Genomic DNA, 20,054 nt, shown 5'->3' with positions numbered 1-20,054 from the left:
TATTTTAGATAGCAGTTTTAGAGAAATCAAGAATTCATTAAAATTATTTATAGAAATTATAGTATCATCAACACATTTTAATTTACTCTAAAGCAATGATAATTATTGTAGATGCAAAATTAGTGCTTAGGTTTCTTTAAAAAAATGTAACTTAATCAAATAAGTTACGTTAGAAGTATTTTTATTAAGATTTTATGGTTACCTCATGAAAAAAAGCCAGTTTTGATGTCTGAAGCATTCAAAACTGACTTTTCTTTATTTTATTAAGCGTTTATTTTTTTGAAGAAACTCTACGAATAGAGCGAAAACGCTTAGCATAATGTCCCGTTCCATCTTTTGAAAGTGTACTATAAGCCACAGAATATTTTTTTCCAGAAGTGGCGTGGATAAATTTAATAGGCTGATTGGCTTTGTTTTCTACTACGATGCCAACGTGTCCAGTACGATTAATGCTTGGGTCTGTACCTGTAAAACAAATTATATCTCCTTTTTGAGCATTTTCTAGTTCAATCGTTTCGCCCACAGTATCATAGTATCTTGATGAGGCAGGAAGTGCAATATCATGATTCTTGAAAACATAATATACAAAACCAGAACAGTCAAAACCTTTTGGAGATTTTCCTGCATATACATAAGGAACTCCTTCTAAAGAAGTTGCTAAATCTAAAATGGAGCTTACAAACTCTTTTCTCTCTTCTTCAATATCGGTAGTATTTACCTTTTCATCAGACTTATCAAAATCTACATTTCCAGTTTCGATAGTTTTTCCCTCTCCAATAGAAGAAGCCTCTGCCACAGAAAATAATGTTCCTTCATTTTTACTTGTCATTTCATTTTGAGAAAATGCTGTGCAGCCAAAAATTGAGATGACAAAAGAAGCTGATAGAATATAATTAAATAGAGTAGTCATAATCGATAGAATATTTAGTGAGTAGAATGTCTAACTTTGTTTTATCTAAAAGTTACTACAAATAGTGCAACCATCTTGCCAAAATTTAATTTATATAGAATTAATCTAAATAATAAAAAGTGGAGGTACAAAAAAAACTCTTTAACTTTTTTGGTTAAAGAGTCTATTAAAATAGTATTGCTACTTAGCCTAGTATGTTATTCAACTACATGAATAACATCAGAAGTTGAAGAAACAGCACCACTACTATTTGTTACTATTAAATCTACTGTGTAGTCCTCAGCTTCATCAAACACATAGGTTAATTCTTTATCAGTAGAAGCAAATATCTGTACTCCAGCAGTAAAAGAGATTTTCCACTGATAAGTATCTGCATTTTCGCTTTTGTTAGTAAATGTTACAGTTTGTCCTGCTTTTGGAAATTCAGGAGAGTAGGAAAAATCGGCTACAGGGATACCATTGGTAAAATCTACTTCCTCGTCTTCTTTGCAAGAGAATAGTACTAAACTTACCAAAGCAAATAGAAAAAATCGTGTTATTTTAGTCATAACCATATAATGTATATTTTTTTAATAAAATTAGCTTGCAAAGAAACAAAATAAATAACAACTCACAAAACAAAGTATTCAGTCTTAGTATTTTGTTTTCTCATCATAGGGTTATTCAAAGTGAAATAGCAGGGAAATTTTATGTGTTGTCATTCGGTCTATATTTCTAAAATAAATACTCTGATTTCGAAGATTCATATTAGCAATTCCGTGTGTGAAACGAACTTCAGGCGCAAATTTGAAAAAGCTAAAATAATGGTCCCAGCCTAAGCCGTAGGTAACTTCCAAATTATAATCTTCCATTCCAAAGGCTTCTTTGTTGTTTCGCTGCTTTCGCCCTCCTACTTTAATACTTGGTACAATTCCACCTACCATATACAATCGATTGTTATTTCTTCGTAGTGATTTATATTTCATCAAGATAGGAAAGTCAAAAAACACACTTTCTACAGGAACTTTTGTATCAATGTATTTTCCTGTCGAACGTTCTAAAAGCTTGTGTGTAACACTGTATTCGTACAAACCTACTGTTGGTGTAAAGCGAAAATTCCATTGTTCTGATAATGGCAAATCTATAATCATTCCAACAGCAAAATTACTAAAGGTACGTTGTGGCAAAAGAGCAACCGTCGTATCTCCATTTTCGGCAAAATGGTCAGAATAGTTTATTCTAAGTTTGGCATAGTGCATTCCCAAAATAAAACCATAATGTAAAGGCTTAGAATCGTAATAAGGCATATTCAAACTCTTATCCTTTAGTTTTTTGTCTTGATTGACAGGCTTTTTCTTATTGGTTTTCTGAGCAGAAACAGAAGAAATGTTGCCAAAGAAAAAAAGTGTAACTAACAAAACTGCAAAAGCAGCATAGAATATATTTTTTTGTTTGAGTTTCATAGTGAAAGTAAAGAAGAATGCAATACAGTTTGATGTATTACATTCATAATTTATAATTTATAATTCACAATTAGTTCTTATTTTTTTCCGTAATAAATAGAACTAATACCAAAAGTAAGCGTTTCGTCTCTTGTAAACACAAAACCTACCTTTTCCATAATATTTAGAAAATCTTGTCCATAAGGAAAAGCAGCAACAGATTCTGGTAGATATGTATAAGCAGATGTATCCTTAGAAATGGTTTTGCCAATTCTTGGAAGTATTTGTGCTGAATAAAATGAGTAAAACTGCTTGATAGGAAATGCTTCTGGTTGTGAAAATTCTAGTACAACAAGTGAACCACCTTTTTTCAATACTCTATAAATATCGGCTAGTCCTTTTTCTAAGTTTTCGAAATTACGTACTCCAAAAGAAACGGTAACAGCATCGAAAGTATTGTCTTCAAAAGGCAATTTTTCAGAATCGCCAACTTTAAGTTCAATAGTATTTTGCAGCCCTAATTTTTCAATTTTTTCTCTCCCAAAAGAAAGCATTCCTGTCGAAATATCTACTCCTACTATTTTTTTAGGCTTTAACTTTTTGTAGGCTTCAATAGCAAAATCTCCTGTTCCTGTTGCTACATCTAACATCAGTTGAGGGCGTTCGGCTTTGAGATAGGAAATGGCTTTTTTTCTCCAAATAATATCTATTCCCCCACTCAAAATTCGGTTGAGCAGGTCGTAGTTATCCGATATGTTGTCGAACATTTGTGCTACTTGGTCTTTTTTAGAAGCTGTTTGGTCTTTATAAGGAATAACTGTCATAATCTTTGTTGTATCTTGTTTTTAAAATGATTGCAAAATTAACGATTAAGGTATCGTAAAACTAGAATCAAAACTAAATTTATTAGAAAACTATAAATAATTTGTAGTATTTTGTGTTAGTTTAGACAAACTAACAACCAACTTATCCATTTTGAAACAAGTATTTTTTACCGATAACCCTAATTCGTTCTATATTTCAAAGGTTTTACCTTCTGTAAAAGGGTTTTGTTTGTCTGTTTTGATTTCTTTTGTTCTTATTACGTGTTTGTTTTTCGCTGGTTTTTCTACTCAAGCTCAAACGTTTCTTTCTGCCTCAAAAAAAATTACACAATACAGTCAAAATACGTGGCAGAAAAAAAATGGTCTCCCACAAAACAGTATTACTTCCATTACTCAATCAGAAGACGGTTATCTTTGGATAGGAACGCACAACGGACTTGTAAAATTTGATGGGATTGAGTTTAAAATATTTTCTGCTCCTACCAATGCAGAAAAAAACAAAAATGAAGGCATTCCAGATAATTTTGTTTCTATCATAGAAAATACAGACAAAGACGGACTTTGGATAGGTACAAATGGCGAAGGGCTTTCCAACTACAATTTTTCTACCTTCAAAAATTTTGATACCCAAAAAGACTTAATCAATAACACAATTCTTTGTTTAGAAGAATGGGAAAACAGTATTTGGGTCGGAACGCCCAAAGGACTTAGCCGTTATCGTCGCAATGTGTTTAGAAACTATACAAAAAAAGATGGATTGCAAAATCTGAAAATAAATACGCTGCTAAAAGATACAAAAAATGGACAAAATACGCTTTGGATAGGAACAGACGAAGGATTAGCAAAATTTGATATAGATTCTGGAAAAGTAGTTCCGATTTCAATTCCGTTGCCTGACTTACAAATTTTGTCCCTAGAAGTAGATGCTAAAAATAATCTTTATATCGGAACACCCAACGGACTTCTATATTGGAATATAGAAACTCATCAGCTTCAAAACTTTAATGATATTATTGAATTTGAAAATGTATATAAAAACAAACTTATCCGAAATGCAACTATAAATACATTGCTAATAGACAAATTAGGTTCGCTTTGGATAGGAACAAATAGTGGAGGACTTTTGCGATATATTCCTAGTTTGGAAACCTTTGAAGCTCTCACAACCAAGGAAGGACTTGCCAGCAACAGCATTACAGCACTTTTTGAAGATAAAGAGGGAAGTCTATGGGTAGGAATGAACAGAGGAGGACTTTTGCGCCTCAACGAAAGCAAATTCAGACCTTATTCTACCTTAGAAGGACTTTCCGACAATCTTACTAACTGTATTTTTACATATTCTGATGAAAAAAATGAAAGTCAAGTTTGGATAGGAACACAAAGTGATGGGATTTCGATATTAAATCAAGATGATACATTTTCTCATTTGTCTATAAAAGATGGATTACCTCACAACCATATTAGAAGCATTACAGCAACTAAAAATGAAGCAAATCAGCCTATATTTTGGATAGGGACGTATGGAGGAGGAATGGCAGCATACAATCTTCAGACAAAAGGAATAACTATTTTTGATACAAAAAACGGACTAGTAGGGAATTTCGTCAGAGCAATAATCAAAAGCACAGCACAAGATAAAAAGCTCTTAATTGCTACCACAGAAGGATTAAGTATTTTAGATGAGCAGAAAAACGGAAAAGACAGATTTAAAAATTATACGAGCTCAAACGGATTAGCTTCTGATAATTTGACATGTGTTTTGGAAATGCACAACGGACAGATTTTATTAGGAACAGAAGACAATGGTATTTTACTTATCGATAATCCTTATTTGGAGAATAACGAACCTCCTTCGTTTTTTTCTTTTACTACACAAGACGGATTAGCTGATAACTTAGTTTTGAGTCTTTATCAAGACCCTTTTGATAATGTAGTGTATATCGGAACTAAAAACGGAATTTCTACTTACAGCAATGGAAAAATAACCACACCCAAATCGACTAGCCATTGGTCTAGTGATGCGATTCATTCTATCTTGAAAGTAAGTTCGACATGGTGGTTTACGAGCAATGATGGTGTTTGGACAGTTTCAAATGAGAATTTTAGAAATTGGACAGCTCAAAAAACAGATGTTTTGAATATCATTTCTTATGATGAAAACGATGGGTTGCGTAGTAGTGATTGTGCATCTCTCTCTTATCCTGCCATAACAACAGATAACAACGGACATGTATGGATTCCGACAGCGCAGGGCATTGCTTCTTTCAATTATACTACACTTTACAGTCTTTTGCCATCTCCAAACGTAATTGTAGAAAATATTTTTGATGAAAATGGACGAAGTTGGATAAACAAAGATACCGACCGAAAGGGAAGAGTTGTTTTTCCTTCTCATCTGAACAGTTTAGAAATTCATTTTGATGCTCTTACCTTTGTTGCACCTCAAAAAACACTTTACAAATATAAATTAGAAGGCTATGACAAGGAATGGCGTTTGACAGATAAAAGAACTGTTTTCTATGGAGACTTGCCTCCTAAAGAGTATATTTTTCAAGTAAAAGCAGCCAATAGCGATGGTGTCTGGAATGAAGAAGGAACAAGTTTTGCCTTTAAAATACAACCCAAACTGACACAAATTTTATGGTTTTGGTTAGGACTTATGGTTGTGATGGGGCTCATTGCCTTTTTTATCTATAAATGGCGAGCAGGAATAATTAAAGACCAACACAGACGATTAGAAGAGTTGGTAGAAAGCCGAACAGAAGCTCTGCTTCTTCAAACGGCTCAAACACAAAGCCAAGCCTCTGAACTAGCTGCCATAGACAGAATTGTGGCAAGTATCAATCAGCAAGTAACCTTTGAAAATGTATTGAATACGCTTTTAGAGCAAGCCCTAACGCTCATTAGAGGAACTGAAAAAGGCTATTTTTTATACTACCAAGAGGATGATTTTCACGTAGCTGTTCCACATGGTTATACGCATCGTCTGCCTGAAAAACTTTCTTTCGATAGAGTTATCAATTATTTTAAATGGGGTGTTCCGTTGGCTCGCTATTTTTATAAAGTCTATCCAACAGACAGAGAATATTTGCTTTCTCCCTATACGCCTCGTTTTTCGTTAGTGATTCCTGTTCTGATAGGAAATTTTCCAGAGGCGATTTTGGTCTTTGATTTTGATGAAGAGCGTTCTTTTTCTTTAACAGAATCTCGTCAGTTGCAGCGTTTTACCGAACATGCAGTTTCTTCTTTTCTAAAAGCAAGGGCATATAGAGAAGTACATCTGCAAAAGGAAGCTCTACAAGAGACAGTAGGGCATCTTTCAGATAGCATTCAATATGCTTTCCGTATTCAGCAAGCTATCTTGACAAATCCAATTGCAATAAAATCTAATTTTGAAGATGCTTTTGTTTTTTATCGTCCTCGTGATGTAGTAAGTGGGGATTTTTATTGGTTTTATAAAAATAAAAATACAGGAGTATTGACACTCGCTGCCATTGATTGTACTGGACACGGTGTTCCAGGGGCATTTATGACTGTCATGACAAATTCCATTTTAAATCAAATTGTTAGGGAAAGTGGAGTAGAAGACCCAGCCGAAATACTGACGCTTTTAGATAAAAAACTAGAAGAAACCTTTGCTGGTGATGCGAAAAGGAAAGACGGAATGGACATCGGCATTTTTAGTGTTGATAAAAAGAAAAAAATATTGAATTATGCTGCTGCAAAGCTAGATTTGTGTTTGATTAGAAATAATGAGATACAGAGGATAAAAGCCAGCCGTTATCCGATTGGAAATATGGCAACTAAGAAAAAAACTTTTCAAGAAAAAAACTTTGAAACGCACACCATTCATTATCAAAAAGACGATATGTTTTATTTGTATAGTGATGGTTTTCCAGACCAGTTTGGAGGAGAAGAAAACAAGAAGTTTATGAGTCGTCGCTTTAGAGAATTTTTGCTGGAATATCATTATCTGACCTGCCAAGAGCAAGAGGAAAAACTACAAACAGCATTAGAGATGTGGAAGGGAGATTTGAAACAGACGGATGATATTTTAGTGGTGGGAGTGAAGGTGGAGTAAAACAATAAAAAAACAGTCTATCAAATTCAATAGACTGTTTTTTATGTTTTTCTAGAAGAAGAACTATAAATTAGTTAGCAGTTTCTGCACTATCTTTTTCAGCCTTGTATTTTGCATTCAAAAGGTCTAATACTGGTTTAGTAATGTCTAAATTTTTGTCAGCGTAAAGAATAGTAGCAGCTCCTTTTTGAGTTCCCAAAACTACTTTGTATCCTTTTTCTGCTTTATATTCTTCTAATACCTCTTCAATATTTGCAAAAATTTCGTCCATATCTTTTTCGTTTTGCAAGATAAGAGCTTCTGATTTAGAGGCTTTTTGTCTTTCTAACATTTGATACTCTGTTTGAAGGTCTTGCTGTTCTTTTTTAGCTGCATTTTCAGATAAAAGACCTTGAGAAGCACGTTTTTGGAAACTTTCTGCTTTGCTTTGTAAGGCAATTTCTTGTTGTTGAAGTTGTCTGCTAGCTTCTTTTTGAGTTCTTTCTGTACGTTCTTTTACATCAATATAAAAATCATAATAAACTGTAAGTGTATCAATATTGATGTAGGCAATATCGCCATTAGAAGAACTAGAAGCGTTTGAAGTTGTTGTAGAAGCATTTGCATTTTTAGACTGCTGTGGCTGACATCCAGTAAAAGCTACAAAAGAAACAATAAGTGAAAGAACAAGGTAGAATGTTTTATTGAATCTACTTTTCATTGTATTTTGAAATTATAAGATTGAGAAAACTTATTTAAGAAGTTTTCCCTAAACTATGGCTCTAAAACCTCGTTTATGGTCAAACTTCAAGTTATTTTTTTTAACAAAGGCACAAAGATAAGAGAAATTTATAGATAACTCCATCTAAGCTATGTTTTTCAGTAGAAATAAGAGGTTGGGTTTATGCAACAGGCTTTCTAACCACCATTTTTATACGGAAAGAACCTACTACATCAGATATGCCTTTTGTGTTTTGTTCCAATACTTTTCCTTTAAAAGTGCCTTCATAAATATCTCCCTCAATCTTTTCAATAGTCATTTCAAAACCACCATTATCTTGCCATTGGTTTTTATATTTTCCTTTATTGTTTGTGATAGTAAAGTTGAAAATAATATCTTTTACTTTACCTTCTTCACTTGTTTCTGTAAGTGTAAAAGGAGCTTCTTGATTCATATCAAAATTAACAGCTTGAATATAAAGATTTTCCTTGCAGTGGTCGTCAGCACAACGTTCTATTCTGAATAGATTATCTTTCTTGAGGTTGTAACTTGGTTTGTTATCAAGTCCTGTATAATTGAAAACATATTCCTTTTCATTGATAGTAGCTTTGATATAGAAGCTCGTATCTGAGGCAGCAGATGCAGGACGAGTGTCAGGTTCTTCTACTTCCTCTACTTTTGTTGCATCTGTTTCTGATGTTGTTTCAGAGCCTGTTCCTGTGCAAGCCCAAAAGCCATAAGAACTAATGGCTGCAAAAACGAATAATATGTAAATAGATTTAATTTTTTTCATTGGTATTACCTTTAATTGGTGTTTGTTAGAATAAAAATAATTTTTTATTGAAGGTGCAAAATTCTTAAAAAATAAACTCTTATCAAATTGATTTGAGAATATTTAAAAGTAAGGTGACTTCATAAGTTTTATCATAGATAAATTAAAATCTCTCTATAAACTTTTTACATTATAATTACGTAGTTAATAATGGAACTATTTTATTTATTTTAAAAAAATACTATTATGGCAAGTGAGTTTTTGGAAAAAATGTATAAGGAGTTTTTAGAAGAGTTTGATAATAAAACACTATCGGAGCTAATTAAAGATTTTAATAGAGAGGTAGGCAATAAAGGTTGGGCTGGAATAAGAGGTGCATATCTTATGGCTATGAAAGATGCTTTCCTGAAATACGAAGATTTGGATTCAAGTTCTATTATTGATAAAGATAAAAATGGTATTTCGTTAGGAAGAAAAATCAGACTAGAAAATAATGTTTTAGTTACTGAAGGTGAAAATTTTGGGGGAGCAGCTTATTCTGTAGAATAAAAAAGCCAAACATTAAAATAAATAATGTTGGCTTTTACCATTTTTCATAAGGGCAGAAAAAAAATTATTTCAAAGTAGCGATAACTGTTTTTCCTCCTTTAGTTTTTTGCTCTAAATCTACATTGATTTGAGCATCTAAGGGAACAAAAATATCTACACGAGAGCCAAACTTAATAAAGCCAAACTCATTTCCTTGCACAACAGGCTGCCCTTCCTTGACATACCAACAGATACGACGAGCAAGTGCGCCAGCAATCTGACGGAACAAAATTTCTGTATTTGTTTCTGGCTGTTTTACCACAACAGTTGTGCGTTCGTTGTCTGTACTTGCTTTCGGATGCCACGCTACCAAATATTTCCCTGGGTGATATTTGAAATAAGAAACCACACCAGACAAAGGGTTACGATTGACGTGTACATTTATAGGCGACATAAAAATTGAAATCTGACGACGCTTGTCGTTGAAATATTCTGTTTCCTCTACTTCTTCAATAACAACAACTTTTCCGTCAGCAGGGGCAATGATATGCTTTTCATTGCGTTCTATTTCTACATGAGGATTTCTAAAAAACTGGAGGACAATCAGAAAAAAAGCAACTCCAATCACGACAGCAATCGCTTCAATGAGTTGAGGATTGGAAAAGGAGCTTGAAAAATAATAGCCTGCACCAATAACAATGGCAGCAAAAATAGTAACAATCAGCAGACTAGGATAGCCTTCTTTATGAATTTTCATATTGCAGGTAGATTTGAGTGAATTTTATACGTGTTTATTTTTGGAAACTAACTAAAGTCTTATTTGAAAAAAATTAATACAAACATACGGCATTTTCAATAAAATTGCTTACTTTTAACTGTATAGAAATAGATAAGTTATTTTTTTATCTGAAAATAAGTATAGACCAAAAACGATTTCAATTTTGTCAAAATTCAAAATAAATACCGTTTCAGAAGCCTACAAACCTGAAAATCAGACAGAACCTTCCTTTCTTGTTGAGCCTGCTCTCAACTCAAAGAGTAAGAATGATGCAAAGGACAAAAAGTTATATATAAAGCCAAAGGCAATACAACAGATTTTTGAGCATATCTCTTGGGGAGAAACTACAAAAGAAAATGTGGTCGAACAAGGAGGGGTTTTGCTAGGAAAAGTTTTTTTTGATGAGAAAAAAAATCTAATGTATGGCGTTGTAGAAGAAGCCTTAGCAGGAAAGCAGGCAAGAGGAAGTTCTGCTTACTTAGAAATGGATCACGAAGTTTGGAAGGAAATGTTAGATGAGTTTGATGAGATTTTAGACAAAGACGAAGAGAAAAAATGGCAAATCATTGGTTGGTATCATACACATCCCAACAATCTTTCTGTTTTTATGTCGGGAACAGATATGGGAACACAACAACGTTTTTTCTCTAATGACTGGCAGTTTGCTATTATTTTTAATCCACACAAGCAAATTTGGAAATCGTTTGTAGGTAATGAAGCCGTAGAGTGTGTTGGAGCGATTGTAAAGGAGTAGTTTTTTTTATAGTTTTAAAAATTATTTTTTATTAAAAACAGATTATCTTAACTATTCAAGTCTGATTTACAAAAATAATATATCATATTATTTGTTGATAACTGTTTACTGAAAACTGCTAACTGATTTATATGGATACCTATTTTTTCTATCCTGATTTAGAACTTGGACAAAAAATTACACTCCCAGAGGAAGAAGCAAAACACCTCAAAATATTTAGAGCAAAAGAAGGCGATTTTATAGATATTGTAAATGGAAAGGGCGTACTGGCGAAGGGAAAAGTAATTTCCCCCAACGTAAAAAATTCTTTGATTGAGATTACTCAAATTTTTGATACAGAACCCAAAAGACCATTTTATATCCATATTGCTGTGGCTGCTACCAAAAGTTCAGAAAGAATGGAATGGTTTTTAGAAAAAGCGATTGAGGTAGGCATAGATGAAATTTCGTTTATAGAAACTAGCCGAAGCGAATACAATCATCTAAAATCTGAACGTTTGGTAAAAAAGAGTATTGCAGCTATCAAGCAATCTTTGCGTGCTACATTGCCAAAAATAAATCCTCCTAAAGAATTTAAAGAGTTTATAAAAAAATACCATTCTGATAGAAAAAACCAAACAAAACATGGTGAGGAGACGCTAGAAATACAGCGTTTTATTGCCTACACCCCCACTGATACAACGGCAGCATTGGAAAGTTCTGCTACCAAAAATGCCTACTATTTGGTTTTGATAGGAAGTGAAGGTGGTTTTTCTCCAGAAGAAGCACATCAAGCACAGCAGTCTGGTTTTGAGTGTGTTAGCTTAGGAGAATACAGACTAAGAACCGAAACAGCAGCTCTCTATTCTTGTATGGCACTCAATAGTTTGAATAGAAAGTAAATCTAGTCAAAAATAGCTTTAGGATGGTTGTTTTATATTAACAATGTACTTTTGTATATTTACTAAAATTAACATTTAATAACCAACACCTAACACTAAAAACTATGTTCAACCTTTCACTTCCCAAGTTTAAGACAAAAAAAAATGTAGATAAAACAGAAAAAATGTCTTCTAATAAATCAGAGCTAGACATTTATTTTGAAGCTTTACGTAAAAAGGAATATGCTAGATTAGATAAGAGCAAGCAGACCTATTTAGATTTTACTGGAGGAAATTTGTATGCTATTTCTCAACTAGAAAAACATAGAGAATTGTTAGAAGAAAATGTTTTTGGAAATCCTCATTCTAGCAATCCAACATCTCATAAATCGACTATTCTGACAGAAGAGGCTCGCCAGAAAGTAATTGACTTTTTTAATGCTAAAGATTATTACTGCATTTTTACAGCAAATGCTTCGGCAAGTTTGAAAATCATAGGAGAGTGTTATCCATTTCAAGACGGACAGCTTTTGCTTCTTTCTGATAATCATAATTCGGTAAATGGAATACGAGTTTTTTGTGAGAGCAGAGGAGGAGGTTTAGCTTATGCTCCTATTCAATATCCAAGTTTGAATGCTGATGAAAATAGTTTGAATGAACTTCTTTCAGCACACCAAGAAAAAAGCAATAAACTATTTTGCTTTCCTGCACAATCAAACGTATCAGGGATAAAACATAATTTGGATTGGGTAAAAAAGGCACAAGAAAAAGGTTGGGATGTGCTGTTAGATGCAGCAGCTTTTGCGCCTACTTCTCGTTTGGACTTGGAAAAAGTAAAAGCAGATTTTGTTTCAATGTCATTTTATAAAATTTTTGGTTATCCAACTGGTTTAGGGTGTTTGCTTGTTCGCAAAGATAAATTTGATAAACTTTATAAGCCTTGGTTTGCTGGGGGAACGGTGAGTTTAGTTTCTGTTTTAGAAAATCGTCATTCTTTATGTACTGCACACGAGCGTTTTGAAGATGGAACGATAAATTATTTGGATATTCCAGCTATAAAAATAGGCTTAAATTATATAGAAGAAATTGGAATAGACAGAATTACTCAAAGAATTGAAGAACTTACCCAACATCTAATCCAAGAATTGCAAAATATAAAACATCAAAATGGAAAAAATGTGGTTCGTCTATTTGGTTCGCTTCAAAAGGAACATAAAGGAGGAACATTAATTATGAATTTTTCAGATAAAAATGGCAACAATTATCCGTTTACGGAAGTAGAACAATTAGCTAATCAGCGTTTGATTTCTATTCGTACAGGATGTTTTTGTAATCCAGGATTAGATGAGATAAATAGTAGTCTGTCTTCTCAAGATATTATAAAAGGCGTAGAGAGTAGTGAAAACCCGATGGAAGCCTTTGCCAAAATGAGAGGTGCTGTTAGGGTTTCGGTAGGTATTGCAACTGTTCAGAAAGATATAGATACGTTTTTAGACTTTGTTCATTCATTTCAAAATAAATAATTTATGATAAAATACATCACTTTCCTTTTCTTCTGTGTTTTGGTAATTTCATCCTCATTTATAAGTAAGAAAATAGCAAAACCAACAGCAACTTATAAAATAGCCAAACTAAAATACAATGGAGGTGGAGATTGGTATGCCAACAAAACCTCATTGCCTAATCTGATAGAGTTTTGTAACGAAAATCTAAAGACACAAATAGCAAAAGATGAGGAAGTAGTAGAAGTAGGAAGTGCAGAGCTTTTTAGTTATCCTTTTGTACACATGACTGGACATGGTAACGTTATTTTTTCAGCTAGCGAAGCCCAAAATCTCCGTAATTATCTGATTGGAGGAGGTTTTCTACACATTGATGATAATTATGGACTGGACAAGTTCGTTCGCTTAGAGATGAAAAAAGTATTTCCAGAGTTAGAGTTTATAGAGCTTCCCTATTCTCATGATGTCTATAATATCAACTATAAATTTCCAGAAGGCTTACCTAAAATTCACGAACACGATGGAAAACCAGCGCAAGGTTTTGGGTTAATTTATGAAGGGCGTTTGGTGTGTTTTTATTCCTATGAATCAGATTTAGGAAACGGTTGGGAAGATGCTTCTATTCATAACGACCCAGAGGCAAAACGACAAGCAGCTTTAAAGATGGGAGCAAATTTGGTTTTGTTTGCCTTTATGCAGCTTCAATAAAAAACTATCCCACTTTAAATCCCATTACAAGCACATCATCTACTTGTTCTTCTTTTCCTTTCCAGTTGAAGAAGTAATCTTCTAGCATTCCTTTCTGCTGAATGTCTTCTAGGTTAGCTATTTCTACGAAGAGTTTTTTCATTTTCTTCTTCATAAGTTTTTTGCCTTTTTTTCCACCAAATTGGTCTTGGTAGCCGTCAGAACAAAGGAAAATAGTTGTGGGTTGCTCTATTTGTAATGTGTGGGTTTCAAAAATCCTGTCATTTTCATCGGTATTCCAACGTCCTCCAATAGGAGATTTGGCACCTGCTATTTGCTTGATTTTTTTGTCTTGAACATAATACATTGGGTTTTTTGCTCCAGCAAAAGATAGTATTTTGGTGTCGTGGTCATACACACAAAGAGCCATATCCATTCCATCTTGATTTTGGGTTTCAGATTGGCGTAAGGTTAGTGATACTTGTTCATGAATATATAACAAAATTATGGCAGGGTCTGTAATTTTTTTTCCCAACACCACATGATTGAGCATATCGCTACCAATCATTGACATACATGCCCCCGGAACGCCATGTCCAGTGCAGTCCACAGCAGCAATAAAGGTTTTTCCTTTCATTTGTGTAAACCAGTAAAAATCTCCACTTACTACATCACGAGGCAGCCAAAAAACAAATGCCTCATTGAAAGCATTTTTAATATCTCTGATTGGAGGAAGCATGGCACGCTGAATCCGACTGGCATAATTTATACTTGCTGTAATATTTTGGTTTTGAATACTGATAGCTTTGTTTTGTTCTTCTATTTGTTGGAATGATTTTGCATTGACTAAGGCAATAGCTGCATAAACAGCAACATTTCGAATAATATGCAAATGATTTTCATTATAACTACTCTTTTCAAAGCTCTGAACCGTAAGAACGCCTATGGTATCTTCCTTATAAATAATGGGAACATAAATTAAAGATTCTGGTATTTCGCCTTCTATAATTTCTATTTCATGACTGGGAATATATATTTTGTATTCTTTTTGTAAGTCATCAATTTTAATTTCAGATTTTTTATTGAAGCAGTAAGCAGGCAAATTTTCATCATTCAGAGAGGTCGTATGAAAAGGTAAGGTTTCTCCCTTTTCTTTTGCATTGACAAATTCTAGTGTATTTTCTTCTTTATTGTGAATACCAATACTAAAAACAGAAGCATCTAAAAGTTCATTGATAGATTCATAAACCATTTCTGTTATTATTTCTACTGAAAGGTGTGATGTGATTTGCTTTCCTACTTCACTCAAAAGACTTACATTTTTGTAAGCTCGTTTTACCAACCTTTGTTGTTCTTCTAAGCGTTCGTTTTGTTGTAAGATTTCTTCGTTTTGCTGATTTACTTCTTCATTTTTTTCTTTGAGTTGAACTGTTCTTTGGTTTACTAATTTTTCTAACTTCTCGTTTTGTATGCGAACAGTCTTCATTCTATGCCTATAAAAACCTATGGATACGCCCAATACTAATACTGCACAAAGCGAAATAAACCACCAAGTTTTCCAAAAAGGGGGAGAAACACTCAATAATAGTGTTTTTTCTTCGCTTTCTGTATTGTCTCCATTAATAACTTTTACTTTGAAGGTATAATTTCCTGCTGGAAGGTTGGTATAAGTGGCTTGTCTAATCTCTTTTGTTTTATTCCATGCCTTATCGAAACCCTCTAGTTTATAAAGATAAGTATCATATTCGGGTTTATTAAAATTAGGAGAGACAAACTCTAAGGTGATAATTTTGTCTTCATAAGTAAGTTTTAATTTATCTAGGTTTTGTAATGCTTTAGGTAGCAATACCCGTCCATTTTTTTCTTGATTTACTTTTATTTGTTCTCCAAAGACTTTTAGTCCAGTCAAGATAACGTTTCGCTTTTCTGTATTGGCTTGAATATCTTTTGGATAAAATGAATTTAACCCTTCTATGCCTCCAAAAAACATTTCTCCGTCGTCTGCTCTATAAAAAGCTCCTGTATTAAATTCCAAACTTTGTAAACCATCTCTTGTATCATAGACAATTATGCGCCTATCATCAGGCAGCTTTTGACTTTTTTCATCGTTAAGAAATTTAAAAAGTCCTCTGTTTGTGCTGAACCAAAGGTTGTCCTCTTCATCAGCTAAAATTCCATAGATGGCGTAGTTGGCTAGTTCGTTTCGTTCTCCCCAATGCAGAAATTTTCCTGTTTTTTTGTCCATTTTATTCAGACCATTGGTTGTTCCTATCCATAAATTTCCCTTCGAATCTTCTGTAATCGAACGAATAGTATTGCTGCTTATGGAAGTTGTGTCTGTGATGTCTGAAGTATAAAAAACAAAATCAGTATCGCCTTCATTTCTAGTCATTTTGGCTATTCCTTTATTTGTACTTAGCCAAAGTGTCTTTTCAGAATCTTCAAAAATGTGCCACACTTCAGTATCTTTCAAATAGACCTTTGTAGTATATCCTAATTGATTTTCTTTGGAAATAGTTGTAGGAATAAGCTCATAAATTCCTTCAAAACTAGCTATCCAAAGGGTATTTTTCGAATCTTGAAGAATATATAAAAGTGTAGTCTGGACAGAAGTAGAATCTTTGTCATTGGGTAGAAGAGATATAAATGTTGCTCCTTTTTCTTTTGAAAAATCGCTCATTTTTGAGATAATAGAACCCACAACAAACCATAATTCTCCTCCTTTTGTCTGTGCAATGGAGTAAGCTCCTTCGCCTTGATAGTCTGTGATTTTGTTTCCCTCCAAAATATTGTAATAAGAAGTCTGATTTTTGGCAGTAGTGTCTTGCCTATCTATTCTTGTAACAGCTTCATCTGTACCTACCCAAACCATTCCCTTTTTGTCTTTCAGAACAGACCATATATTCTTATCTTTTAAGGAGTTTTTGTTGCCTCTTTCAGCTTTGTATAATTGAAAACGATTTGCTAAATGGTTATATTTCAAAATTCCAGCATCTCTAGTTCCTATCCAAACTGTTCCATTTTTAGTAGAATAAATAGTTTGGACAATGCCTATTTCAGAAACTGATATATAATAAGGAATCACAGGGTATTTAGATGAAGGAAAAATACTGTAAATAATCTCATTAGAGGCTGCCCAAATTTCGCCTTCTTCGGTTTCAATAATTTTGTAAACTGAATATTGTTTTTTGTTTGGAAGTAAAAAACGCTGAAAATTATCTTCTTCAAAATTATAAAGATGTGTGCAACTGCGAGTACCTACCCATATTCTATTACTTTTATCTTGAAAAATATCAGTAATTCTATTTCCTAAAATCGTATTGGTGTTTTTTTGTGAAGCATGACCATATAAACTTTTTGGTTTTCTATCTGCTGACCAAACATTTAAGCCTTTTGAAGTTCCTATCCAAAGTTGGTTTTGATGGTCTATTAATAAACTACTAATCTCATTGCTTGCCAACAACAAATTATTTTCAGCTTTAGCTATGTAGTTTGTAAATAGTCCTTTTTGTGTGTCAAACTTGCTAAGTCCTTTTTGTGTTCCTATCCAAAGAAAATTACCATCTTCTTTGATAGCAGTAATATAATTATGAACAAGAGTATTTGGCTTTTCTGGGTGGCTACGGTAGGTTTTAAACTGATTTGTATTTTTGTCATACATACAGAGTCCACTTACTGTCCCTATCCAAATCTTGCCTGTCGAATCTTCATAGAGCTTTTTGATTTCGTTATCTGGGATGGTCGTCGAATCGCTACGAATATGCTTATAAATTGTAAATTTTTGTCCGTCATAACGATTTAGTCCGTCGTCTGTTGCAATCCACACAAAACCATCTCTATCTTCCAAAACATCATTGACTGTGCTTTGTGATAGACCATTTTGGATATTTCTTGCTTCTACTTTTAATGTTTTTGAAGAAGGAGTATTTGTTGATGTGTTTTGAGCTAAACCAAGATTAAAAATTAAAAATAGAGCAATTAAAAAAATGTATCTAATCATATAATTCTATTTCATAAGTGTAAGTATATTAAATATAATCGATTGTTGGTGCGATAACAAATTAACTTACAGTAAATCTATTAAAAATAGAATATAATTTTGATTTAATCCATTTTCACTTCTTTTATGTCGTTTAGCTTTGCTTCAACTTCTTCTAAAATGGCTAAACGAACAGAGAGTTTCATCTGGCAAGTATTCGTAAATTCCTGTTCTACGATTTCCAAATCATACTCTTTTATTAGTCTCATAACATCATTCATTCCCAAATAATCAAAGGAAAAAGAGATAATTTTTGTGATAATTTTTTCCTCAATCTCTGCATTTTCTAGGGCTTCTTGTGTGGCTGTTTTATAAGCGTTTATGAGCCCACTTACGCCTAATTTTGTTCCTCCAAAGTAGCGAATCACTACTACCAAAACATCCGTAACATTAAAAGATTTGATTTGGTTGAGAATAGGCGTTCCTGCTGAGTGGTTAGGCTCTCCGTCGTCGTTTGCTCGCCATAGTTCTCCATCCTGTCCTAGTTGGTAGGCATAACAATGATGGCGAGCGTCATAGTATTTTTTTCGGAGTTCTTCTAAGCGCTCTTTTACCTCGTCTTCCGTCTTGACTTGGAAAGCGTGAGCAATAAATTTACTTCCTTTTTCTTTGTATTCTCCTTCGGAGGGTTGTTTTATGGTTAAGAACGTATCCATTGAATGAATTTAGAGTGTTGATTTTAGAATAGAAATAAGGTGAAAATCTGAATTCTAAACTCTTAAATCTAATTTTGTTTTTCTCCTCTTACAAACACACTTTCAATCAGATGACTTCCAAAAGAATACGGCAAGAATGCTAGTGAAGGCATATTTTTAGTCAGAATAAAATTAGCATCTGCATTTTTACGAATTATACCATGTGTTTTTTCTAATTCTATGGCATAGGCAGCATTGAGCGTGGCAGCGTTAATAGCTTCTTCTGGACTCATTTGCATGTGAATACAAGCAAGCGAAAGTACAAAAGGCATATTTCCAGAAGGCGAACTCCCTGGGTTATAGTCTGTGGCAAGAGAAACAGGCAAGCCACTTTCAATCAGTTTTCTGGCTGGTGCATATTCCAAGCGCAAGAAAAAGGCTGTACTAGGCAAAAGGGTTGGCATTGTGAGGTTTCCAGCTTTGGCAGAACTCAAAAGTGAGTTGATTTCACTTTCTCCCATGTGTTCCAAGTGGTCGACGCTTCGTGCGCCATGTTTTACGCCTATCTGAACACCTCCAGAAGTGTCTAGTTCGTTGGCATGTAGTTTAGCTTTTAAGCCGTATTTTGTGGCTACGTTCAAGATTTTATCTGTTTCTTCTACTGTGAAAAATCCTCTATCACAAAAAACATCGCAATAATCAGCTAAATTTTCTTGAGCTACTTGTGGAATCATTTCATCGACGAGCAAACTCATATATTTTTCTCTTGAAATTTCTTTTGGAAAGGCATGTGCGCCTAAGAAGGTAGATTTTATTTCGATAGGAGAAATTTCTTTGAGCTTTTGGATGACACGAAGCATTTTTATCTCGTCTTCTACCGTTAAGCCATAGCCACTTTTTATTTCGGCTGCTCCTGTTCCAAAACCTATCATTTCGAATAATCTTGCTTTTGCAGCGTGATAGAGTTCGTCTTCTGATGTTTGTTGTAATCTTTTGGCAGAATTGAGGATTCCTCCTCCGTTTTGAGCGATTTGTTCGTAAGTAAGTCCGTTTATTCGGTCTTCAAATTCCTTTTCTCTGCTGCCTGCATAGACGATATGTGTGTGCGAATCTACAAAAGAAGGCAAGATAAATTTTCCTGTCGCATCTATTTTTTCAATACTAGAAGAATCTAACCAAACTGATTTTTGCTCATCGTTTAGGTCTTGCATTCTGCCAAACTCTTTTACTTTTCCATTTTCTACAAACAAAAAAGCATTTTCTATGCTTGGCAAGTCTTGCATATCTTTTCCTGCACGAAAAGCAGGGGGTTCTTTGTCTTCTACTTGAACTAATGATTTGATATTTAGGAATAAGATATTTTTCATGGACTGAATAATGGTTTCGTGTTTTGGTGAATGATTATTACAAAAATACAAAAACTATATTATTCTAGGTTAAGATTATATTTTGTCTTAGTTCTTTTGCCATATTTCGCTAGTAAAACAAAAATTTAAACCAACTCTAAACCTTTTGCAGTCTTGGGTATCTAAACTATCAAAAATTGCTTTTTTGTGAAATTAA

The 20,054-nt window shown here is 33.6% G+C and carries 16 protein-coding genes; 6 read left to right on the top strand and 10 right to left on the bottom strand.

Annotated features, from left to right (window positions below):
• Nucleotides 1–271: 271 nt before the first annotated feature.
• The 4 genes from QZ659_RS13630 to ubiE form a co-directional block, all read right to left on the bottom strand.
• The gene (locus tag QZ659_RS13630) at nucleotides 272–910 is read right to left on the bottom strand and encodes a C40 family peptidase (RefSeq protein ID WP_291726380.1); all 639 of its coding nucleotides are present in this window, start codon (nucleotides 908–910) and stop codon (nucleotides 272–274) included.
• A 197-nt stretch (nucleotides 911–1,107) separates the two neighbouring features.
• Nucleotides 1,108–1,458, bottom strand: a complete 351-nt coding sequence (locus QZ659_RS13625) for a PKD domain-containing protein (protein ID WP_291726379.1) — start codon at nucleotides 1,456–1,458, stop codon at nucleotides 1,108–1,110.
• A gap of 111 nt (nucleotides 1,459–1,569) precedes the next feature.
• Nucleotides 1,570–2,352, bottom strand: coding sequence for a porin family protein (locus QZ659_RS13620; RefSeq protein WP_291726378.1), 783 nt, complete (start codon nucleotides 2,350–2,352; stop codon nucleotides 1,570–1,572).
• A gap of 77 nt (nucleotides 2,353–2,429) precedes the next feature.
• Complete coding sequence (ubiE, locus tag QZ659_RS13615) at nucleotides 2,430–3,155, bottom strand: bifunctional demethylmenaquinone methyltransferase/2-methoxy-6-polyprenyl-1,4-benzoquinol methylase UbiE (protein ID WP_291726377.1); 726 nt, start codon at nucleotides 3,153–3,155, stop codon at nucleotides 2,430–2,432.
• A 151-nt stretch (nucleotides 3,156–3,306) separates the two neighbouring features.
• Here ubiE and QZ659_RS13610 point away from each other — a divergent pair, with 151 nt between their 5' ends.
• A complete protein-coding gene (locus tag QZ659_RS13610; protein ID WP_291726376.1) occupies nucleotides 3,307–7,236 on the top strand; it encodes a two-component regulator propeller domain-containing protein in 3,930 nt (1,309 codons plus the stop codon).
• Nucleotides 7,237–7,306: 70 nt separating this feature from the next.
• Here the strand turns inward: QZ659_RS13610 and QZ659_RS13605 are convergent, their stop codons facing one another.
• Nucleotides 7,307–7,936 (bottom strand): OmpH family outer membrane protein, encoded by a 630-nt coding sequence (locus tag QZ659_RS13605; RefSeq protein WP_291726375.1) that lies wholly within the window; start codon nucleotides 7,934–7,936, stop codon nucleotides 7,307–7,309.
• 181 nt (nucleotides 7,937–8,117) lie between these two features.
• Entirely contained in the window at nucleotides 8,118–8,729 is a 612-nt protein-coding gene (locus QZ659_RS13600) for a hypothetical protein (RefSeq protein WP_291726374.1), read from the bottom strand.
• Nucleotides 8,730–8,954: 225 nt separating this feature from the next.
• On the opposite strand from QZ659_RS13600, the gene QZ659_RS13595 reads away from it, so the two are divergent.
• Nucleotides 8,955–9,257, top strand: a complete 303-nt coding sequence (locus tag QZ659_RS13595; protein ID WP_291726373.1) for a hypothetical protein — start codon at nucleotides 8,955–8,957, stop codon at nucleotides 9,255–9,257.
• Nucleotides 9,258–9,321: 64 nt separating this feature from the next.
• Here the strand turns inward: QZ659_RS13595 and QZ659_RS13590 are convergent, their stop codons facing one another.
• A complete protein-coding gene (locus tag QZ659_RS13590; RefSeq protein ID WP_291726372.1) occupies nucleotides 9,322–9,993 on the bottom strand; it encodes a phosphatidylserine decarboxylase family protein in 672 nt (223 codons plus the stop codon).
• A gap of 184 nt (nucleotides 9,994–10,177) precedes the next feature.
• Between QZ659_RS13590 and QZ659_RS13585 the strand changes: the two genes are divergently transcribed.
• From QZ659_RS13585 to QZ659_RS13570, 4 genes are all read left to right on the top strand, one after another.
• On the top strand, nucleotides 10,178–10,768 hold the full coding sequence (locus tag QZ659_RS13585; protein WP_291726371.1) for a hypothetical protein: 591 nt from the start codon (nucleotides 10,178–10,180) through the stop codon (nucleotides 10,766–10,768).
• 131 nt (nucleotides 10,769–10,899) lie between these two features.
• On the top strand, nucleotides 10,900–11,649 hold the full coding sequence (locus tag QZ659_RS13580) for an RsmE family RNA methyltransferase (protein ID WP_291726370.1): 750 nt from the start codon (nucleotides 10,900–10,902) through the stop codon (nucleotides 11,647–11,649).
• Between the two features lie 104 nt (nucleotides 11,650–11,753).
• The gene (locus tag QZ659_RS13575) at nucleotides 11,754–13,151 is read left to right on the top strand and encodes an aminotransferase class V-fold PLP-dependent enzyme (protein ID WP_291726369.1); all 1,398 of its coding nucleotides are present in this window, start codon (nucleotides 11,754–11,756) and stop codon (nucleotides 13,149–13,151) included.
• A gap of 3 nt (nucleotides 13,152–13,154) precedes the next feature.
• On the top strand, nucleotides 13,155–13,838 hold the full coding sequence (locus tag QZ659_RS13570; RefSeq protein ID WP_291726368.1) for a DUF4159 domain-containing protein: 684 nt from the start codon (nucleotides 13,155–13,157) through the stop codon (nucleotides 13,836–13,838).
• Nucleotides 13,839–13,842: 4 nt separating this feature from the next.
• Here QZ659_RS13570 and QZ659_RS13565 read toward each other — a convergent pair whose 3' ends face one another.
• The 3 genes from QZ659_RS13565 to hutI form a co-directional block, all read right to left on the bottom strand.
• Complete coding sequence (locus QZ659_RS13565; protein WP_291726367.1) at nucleotides 13,843–17,817, bottom strand: two-component regulator propeller domain-containing protein; 3,975 nt, start codon at nucleotides 17,815–17,817, stop codon at nucleotides 13,843–13,845.
• Nucleotides 17,818–17,921: 104 nt separating this feature from the next.
• A complete protein-coding gene (locus QZ659_RS13560; protein WP_291726366.1) occupies nucleotides 17,922–18,512 on the bottom strand; it encodes a YigZ family protein in 591 nt (196 codons plus the stop codon).
• 68 nt (nucleotides 18,513–18,580) lie between these two features.
• Nucleotides 18,581–19,858: an imidazolonepropionase gene (gene hutI, locus QZ659_RS13555; RefSeq protein ID WP_291726365.1), complete on the bottom strand. Its 1,278-nt coding sequence runs from the start codon at nucleotides 19,856–19,858 to the stop codon at nucleotides 18,581–18,583.
• Nucleotides 19,859–20,054: the final 196 nt, after the last annotated feature.

The organism is Bernardetia sp. (assembly GCF_020630935.1).
Lineage (GTDB): Bacteria > Bacteroidota > Bacteroidia > Cytophagales > Bernardetiaceae > Bernardetia.
Note: the sequence above shows the minus strand (reverse complement) of the source record. Positions and strands in the feature narration are given on the sequence as shown.

What these genes read in the sequence shown, in the direction of transcription:
- QZ659_RS13630 (WP_291726380.1), bottom strand. Translation starts at nt 910, where the DNA reads ATGACTACTCTATTTAATTATATTCTATCAGCTTCTTTTGTCATCTCA.
- QZ659_RS13570 (WP_291726368.1), top strand. Translation starts at nt 13,155, where the DNA reads ATGATAAAATACATCACTTTCCTTTTCTTCTGTGTTTTGGTAATTTCA.
- QZ659_RS13595 (WP_291726373.1), top strand. Translation starts at nt 8,955, where the DNA reads ATGGCAAGTGAGTTTTTGGAAAAAATGTATAAGGAGTTTTTAGAAGAG.
- hutI (WP_291726365.1), bottom strand. Translation starts at nt 19,858, where the DNA reads ATGAAAAATATCTTATTCCTAAATATCAAATCATTAGTTCAAGTAGAA.
- QZ659_RS13625 (WP_291726379.1), bottom strand. Translation starts at nt 1,458, where the DNA reads ATGACTAAAATAACACGATTTTTTCTATTTGCTTTGGTAAGTTTAGTA.
- QZ659_RS13560 (WP_291726366.1), bottom strand. Translation starts at nt 18,512, where the DNA reads ATGGATACGTTCTTAACCATAAAACAACCCTCCGAAGGAGAATACAAA.
- QZ659_RS13565 (WP_291726367.1), bottom strand. Translation starts at nt 17,817, where the DNA reads ATGATTAGATACATTTTTTTAATTGCTCTATTTTTAATTTTTAATCTT.
- QZ659_RS13620 (WP_291726378.1), bottom strand. Translation starts at nt 2,352, where the DNA reads ATGAAACTCAAACAAAAAAATATATTCTATGCTGCTTTTGCAGTTTTG.
- QZ659_RS13580 (WP_291726370.1), top strand. Translation starts at nt 10,900, where the DNA reads ATGGATACCTATTTTTTCTATCCTGATTTAGAACTTGGACAAAAAATT.
- QZ659_RS13590 (WP_291726372.1), bottom strand. Translation starts at nt 9,993, where the DNA reads ATGAAAATTCATAAAGAAGGCTATCCTAGTCTGCTGATTGTTACTATT.
- ubiE (WP_291726377.1), bottom strand. Translation starts at nt 3,155, where the DNA reads ATGACAGTTATTCCTTATAAAGACCAAACAGCTTCTAAAAAAGACCAA.
- QZ659_RS13575 (WP_291726369.1), top strand. Translation starts at nt 11,754, where the DNA reads ATGTTCAACCTTTCACTTCCCAAGTTTAAGACAAAAAAAAATGTAGAT.
- QZ659_RS13600 (WP_291726374.1), bottom strand. Translation starts at nt 8,729, where the DNA reads ATGAAAAAAATTAAATCTATTTACATATTATTCGTTTTTGCAGCCATT.
- QZ659_RS13605 (WP_291726375.1), bottom strand. Translation starts at nt 7,936, where the DNA reads ATGAAAAGTAGATTCAATAAAACATTCTACCTTGTTCTTTCACTTATT.